Source organism: Aquicoccus sp., from assembly GCF_041686535.1.
Classification (GTDB): domain Bacteria; phylum Pseudomonadota; class Alphaproteobacteria; order Rhodobacterales; family Rhodobacteraceae; genus Aquicoccus.
Genome location: NZ_JAWLDS010000142.1, coordinates 1 through 5,327 on the forward strand (window position 1 = coordinate 1; position 5,327 = coordinate 5,327).

A 5,327-nucleotide genomic window follows, 5' to 3' on the forward strand; every position below is an offset into this window, starting at 1 on the left:
TCCTACGCGATGAGGCGTGCGAAGCTGACGTCATCGAACGCATCTTGGCTGACGAGAAGAAGAACCGTTAAGTTCAAACGGCCTTCGGCGAATGCTTACACAAAGGATTCCTGTCTTGGCAAGGGCTTCATGCTGTTCAGAACGAACCGGCACAGTTCGCAAAGGGTAGCAACCGTTAGGTTCAGGACACTAGAGCCGGCCTCGGCTCACGCATATCCGAGCCTTGACAGCCAGAGAGGGAAATCGGCTGGCGCCGAGGCAAGTGTGCTTGCATCGACCGCGCCGCGCCACTTTCCGATCGAGGCCGTGGAGATGGTGCCGGTGACCCCGGCGTGATGGCCCAGCCTCTCGACATCCCCCAGATTGCCGACCTCGGCCGTCAGCATGCCGGGATCGAAGTGCAGCCCGGCCCAGTCGAACAGTTTCGCGAATTCGGTTTCCGGCGCGGCCACGATATCCTCGTAGCGCATCCGAAGCACATTCGGCGACCAGCGGGCAAAGCGGGCGCAGGCGGCGTTCGCATCGCACCAGCGTCGCGCGGCATCCCCGAACTCCGCGATGAGCCCGGACTCGCGGTACGACAGCGCCACGTCGCGGCCGTCCCGGACAAGCCAGAGATAGCGGGCGCGGGGGAACATCTGACCGATGGATGGCAGATGATGGGTGTTCCACGGGGTCTTGTCGCCCCAGCGATCGGCCTTCGAACCGTTCTGACGCGCAAGGTAGAAAAAGAACGCGTCCATCAGGGGCCGCAGCTTGCGCGACCGAAGACGCTGTGCCTCCGCCGCGAATTCATCCAGGTTCGGCAACCCGAAGGTGGGCCAGTGGTGGTGTTTCTCGAAATGGGCGCAGAACAGCCAGACCCGCTCGCGCCATGTCAGAAGCGCGGTCCGGGGCCACAATTCGATCAGTTCGCCCAGCACGAAGGTCTCGGGCGGGATGTAGATCTGGTCCGACGCGACCAGAATGCGCCGGACCAGGGTATTTCCACTGCGCCCGGAGCCGATCACGAAGAGCGGCTCGCCCGCCTGCGCGGGGGCGAGCCGCAAGCGCGGCATCGCCAGGACATGACGGCGACGGATGAGGCTGGATGCGACGGCCGGCACACGCATGTCCTTAGCCTGTCCCGCCGAGCAGGCGCCGCCTGTAATGGCCGCCGAGCTTTCTTGCGAGCATCGGCAGCGACACCCCGGCCTCCCGGCGGCTCGTCGCACCGCCATCGGCCGCGATCTGGTCCAGTCTCGGGCCGATCGAGCCGCTTGCGTAGAGAGTTGCCATCCTGCGCCGCACCTCGGACGCCCCGGCGCGCGCGGCGTCCGGATCCGATGCGATCCGCAGGACGCAGTCGCGCACCTCACCGGGGCTGCAATAGACGGCCATGTCTCCGAAGGTCGGACGCAGGCGGGGATCGAGCAGCAGAGGACGCCCGCAGAGCCCTGCCTCGACGACGGTCCGGCCAAAGGCCTCGTTGATGCGGGGATGATGATGATAGACGAAGACATCGAGCGAATTCAGAAAATCGGACACCGGTTCACCGCCGAATGCCACGATGTCCCAGTGCTCCGGATGCGCGCCGTCCTGCGCAAGGGCCGCGGTCGGACATCCCAGCACGCGGACCCTCAACTCCGGACAGGCCGGAAGGCAGGCATCGATCTCGGGTCCCGTGGCCGGGAACTTCAGTCTGTCCGGGCGGCCGTGCCGCCCGATCGTCACCGGCCCGCCGCCCGAAAAAGGCGGCCGCGTCATCGTCCAGTCGGAGATGTCGAAGACGTTCGGCCAGTCGATGGATGTCTGACGAACGAAGGGGGCGAAGGCGGCGATCTGCGTCCGGACCAGGCCGGATACCGGGGCGATCCATGCCGACAGACCCAACGCGGCGCGCGCCCGCCGGATCGCCTCCATGGGATTGTATTCCACCGATCCATCCGGGCGGAACGGCGGGTGATGGGCAACGATCACGGACCGGTCCGCGGACAGGTGGGCGCGTTCCTCGATGCCGCGCACGAAGACCAGCGGATGATGCAGGAACGCGAGTCGCCCCCGCGCGGGACGCGACGGCGACAGCATCGTGACCCCGGGCAGGTCCGCCAGCTCCAGCGCCTTCGGATTGGGCGCATCCCGGCTGTCGTCGAGATAGGCGGACCGCACGAAGAGAAGCCCGATGCTCAGCCCCAGTTCCGACATCGCGGTCACATCGGTGACGAGCGCGGCAGTGCTGCCGCCGGCGAAGCGCGACTCCGCCACCACGAGGCAATCATATGTCTCCACCAGGCCTACCCCATACCCGTTCGGCGCCGGACGCGGGCTAGCGCCTCGCGCGCGAGACGACCGAAGAGATCGAGCGTGACCTGGGGCGGGGCCCAGAAACAGCGCAGCGCTGCCAACGGATCCGCGTCGCGCACGGCATCGATGAGCCGCCGCCACGCCCATTTCTTGCGGTGTTCCATGAGATGCGCTTCGAGCGCCTTGCGGGTCGCGCAGGACAGGTCCTCGCGGGTCAGCAGGGCGCGGTCGGCGCGGACAAGATCGGCATGTGCCTCGGTCGGATGCCGCCCCGACAGCGACCCCGGCCGGACGGTCGCGACATAGCCGGCTGGCTCGGTCAGCATGAACACGGCACCGCACAGCAGTGCCTTGGTGTAGAGCACATAATCCTCGCCCAGCCGGATCCCCGGCTCATAGCTCAGCCCGTGCCGCTTCAGGAAGCTTCGTGACATGAGCGGTTTCAGGAACCCCATCTCGCGGCGATTGCCATGATCCGCCGAGAGGTTGCAGGCCACGAATTCCGCGGCGGTTACCGGGATCGTTCCGGTCACGTCACCAAGCATCCGGCGACGGTCGGAGATCGGCGCGCCCTCGTCGAGTTTCCACAGGTCATCAGCCATGAAATCGGCCCCGTGCCGTTCGGCCAGCTCCAACAGCCGGCGAAGGCGCGTGGGTTCCATCCAGTCGTCGGAATCGAGCACCGCAATCCACGGCGCGCGGCTTGTCTCGATGGCACGGTTGCGCGCCGCGGATGGCCCGCCATTCACCGTCTGGCACAGGACGGTGAGGCGCGGCTCGCCCTCGGCCAGGGCGGCGGCCCGCGTGCGGGTTTCGTCCGTGGACCGGTCATCGACCACGACGACCTCGACAGGCACCGTCTGCGTCAGGGCCGACTCGATGGCTCTGACGATCGTCGCCTCGGCGTTCCACGCCGCAATCACGATCGTGACCCGGGGATCGTCGCGACGCGGGTCAGTCATCTTGATCCCGGGGGCTCTTCTTGCGGTCCGAACACATGGGGGCATCGGTGCCGGGCGGGCGGTAAGAGATGCAGTTATAGCGTGCGACCGAACGGGTGTCGGGGCCGGCGATGCCGGACCACTGTGCCTGACCGGTGCCACCCGTCCAGATGTTGATATAGATGCGCCCCGGTATGTCCGGAATGGCATGCTCGGGGGCCTCGATGCGGTGGATCTCCCGGCCATCCGCGTACCAGACCAGCCGATCCGGCAGCCAGTCGAAGGCATAGAGATGCGGTCCCGCGGCGGCATCAAACCCGAGATCGATCCACCGGCCGGGCAGCTTCTCTCCCTTGGCGAACCGGTTGATCCAGACCTTGGTCGTGTCGCGGCCGAGAAACTCGAAATCGATCTCGTCATGCGGATCCCCGAAATAGGGCCCGGTATAGGTGAAAAAGCTCGATATCACGCCATCGCCCGGCGCCGCTGTCATTTCCACCTCGTAATGCCCGTAATGCGTGCGCCGGCGCCGCTGAACCTCTCCGCCGAGGAAATCCTTCTGCGCTTCGGGCGGTGCGGGACGCAGCCAGAGTTCCAAGGGCCCGCCCTCGGTCCCGGACCGTATCACCGACCGGCGCGTCCAGATCGACCGGTAATGAGAGGCGCTGACCGCGAAATGGCTGATGCGCCAGCCGTCGGGCAACGGGCCGCCCCCGTCGAACCTCGACAGAAAGGCGCCTTCCGGCTGGGCTGTCGCCCGGTCCGCTGGAAGGATCGCCATGCACAGACCGCAAACGGCCCCGAGAACCGCCAGCAAGCACCGATACTGGACGCGACCAGACCAACCGGCAAATATCTTCATGTGTACAACCTTCAAAAGTGGAATAGGGTCAGCCTATGACGAGTCACAAGGTCAAGGCAACGGTCGTCGTCGCCGCCTGGTGCGCCGAAGACATGCTCGCCCGAAGCGTGCGCAGCGCGCTTGCGCAGGAGACCCGATCGCTCGAGGTGATCGTGGTCGATGACGCCTCGACGGATGGCACGGCCAGCATCGCCCGGGGCCTGATGCGCGAAGATCCCCGGGTCCGAGTGCTCAGCCTCGAGCGCAACGGCGGGCCGGCGGCGGCGCGCAACGCGGCCATCGAGGCCGCACGCGGTGACTGGCTCGTGATTCTGGACAGCGATGACCAGATGCGCCCGGACCGGCTGTCACGGATGATTGCCTTTGCGGAACGCGTGGGCGCGGATTGCGTGTATGACGACCTGCAGCCGGTCGATCCCGAAGGCCGGGCGCTCGGACCGAGTCATCTGGCCGGCCTGAACATCGAGGCCCCGCAGAGATGGTCGCTCGAACGATTTCTGTCGGGGTGCGGCGCACGGCCGGGTCAGGCAGCGTTCGGATATCTCAAGCCGGTCCTGCGGCGCAGCTTCCTGAGGCGACACGGGTTGCGCTACGATCCCGGTCTGCGGAACGGAGAGGATTTCCATCTGATCGCGGAGTTGCTCGCGATTGGAGGCATCCTCTGGTTCCTGCCCGGGCCCGGCTATCTCTATACCCTACGCCCCGGGTCGGTTTCGCGCCGCCTGGATCCCGGCCATGCCCGCGCGCTGTCCCGCGCCGACACGGCGTTCCGCAGGCGCCATGCCGAAACGCTCGGCCGCGAGGCGCGCCGGCTCATGCGCATCCGCCGGCGGAACCTGTCCGATCTTGCTGCAGCCGAATCCGCAGTTCTGGCAATCCAGGCGCGAAAACCTTTCCGGGCCATGGTGACGCTTCTTCTGCGACCATCTGCGGTGATCCGGCTGGTCAGACAGCTTCGCGACGGGCGCGCGCGCCGCAAGACGGCATGATCTGCATGTGGTCCGTGCGGGAGGAGGCAGGTTCGGTGGTCATGATGGAATCGACAGCCGGCCCCCGGGGGGCTTCATCGATATGCCCGAATCTTCAATGCCTGTTTTCGGGGCATTTTCACGATTCATGTTGAACGAGGCGCGATCTTGTTGACTATACCTCTAACCTTCCAAAAACCGAAATTCTTGGTGGGTTATGACGCGGAAATTGTCTGACACCTGTTCGCGGAATGTTTTCCATTCTCTTGGGAT

At 65.9% G+C, this 5,327-nt stretch carries 5 protein-coding genes; 1 reads left to right on the plus strand and 4 read right to left on the minus strand.

Annotated features, from left to right (window positions below; all coding sequences use genetic code 11):
* Positions 1 to 206 precede the first annotated feature (206 nt).
* From ACESL9_RS16770 to ACESL9_RS16785, 4 genes are read right to left on the minus strand one after another with little or no spacing between them, the layout of a single operon-like run.
* The gene (locus tag ACESL9_RS16770; protein ID WP_372675265.1) at positions 207 to 1,112 is read right to left on the minus strand and encodes a sulfotransferase family protein; all 906 of its coding nucleotides are present in this window, start codon (positions 1,110 to 1,112) and stop codon (positions 207 to 209) included.
* Positions 1,113 to 1,116: 4 nt separating this feature from the next.
* The gene (locus ACESL9_RS16775) at positions 1,117 to 2,268 is read right to left on the minus strand and encodes a glycosyltransferase family 1 protein (protein ID WP_372675266.1); all 1,152 of its coding nucleotides are present in this window, start codon (positions 2,266 to 2,268) and stop codon (positions 1,117 to 1,119) included.
* A gap of 5 nt (positions 2,269 to 2,273) precedes the next feature.
* Positions 2,274 to 3,245 (minus strand): glycosyltransferase family 2 protein, encoded by a 972-nt coding sequence (locus tag ACESL9_RS16780; protein WP_372675267.1) that lies wholly within the window; start codon positions 3,243 to 3,245, stop codon positions 2,274 to 2,276.
* Complete coding sequence (locus tag ACESL9_RS16785; RefSeq protein WP_372675268.1) at positions 3,238 to 4,086, minus strand: family 16 glycosylhydrolase; 849 nt, start codon at positions 4,084 to 4,086, stop codon at positions 3,238 to 3,240. Before ACESL9_RS16785 ends, ACESL9_RS16780 begins: the two co-directional genes overlap by 8 nt.
* Before the next feature lie 35 nt (positions 4,087 to 4,121).
* Between ACESL9_RS16785 and ACESL9_RS16790 the strand changes: the two genes are divergently transcribed.
* Entirely contained in the window at positions 4,122 to 5,075 is a 954-nt protein-coding gene (locus ACESL9_RS16790; RefSeq protein ID WP_372675269.1) for a glycosyltransferase family 2 protein, read from the plus strand.
* The last annotated feature ends 252 nt before the right edge of the window (positions 5,076 to 5,327 follow it).